At 66.8% G+C, this 250-nt stretch carries 1 protein-coding gene; it reads left to right on the plus strand.

Translation table 11 applies throughout. The features are described from left to right. Positions 1-26: 26 nt before the first annotated feature. Positions 27-250 (plus strand): DUF2306 domain-containing protein (locus tag ACQG3P_RS21050; RefSeq protein ID WP_426806140.1); only part of this gene is annotated, 224 nt, incomplete at its 3' end.

The following is a 250-nucleotide window of genomic DNA, read 5'->3' on the forward strand; positions in this document are numbered from 1 at the left end:
CACGCTGGTGGTGGGAGCGGCCCGCACTGCATCGGCGGGTTGGGTATCTCTACTTCGGTGGAGGCCTCACGGCCAGCGCAGCAGCGGCCGGATTGATCGCCACCACCCCGGCTCCGCATTCCATCAAGATTGGTTGTGCCGGTACCGCCCTGGCGTGGTTGACCACGGCGCTGTTGGCCAGGAGTGCAATCCGCCGCAGACGTGTGGAGCGGCACAGGCCGTGGATGATCCGCAACTACGCGGGGACCTT

Origin of the sequence: Stenotrophomonas sp. SrG, assembly GCF_050031795.1 — a bacterium.
GTDB classification, from domain to species: Bacteria; Pseudomonadota; Gammaproteobacteria; order Xanthomonadales; family Xanthomonadaceae; genus Stenotrophomonas; species Stenotrophomonas rhizophila_A.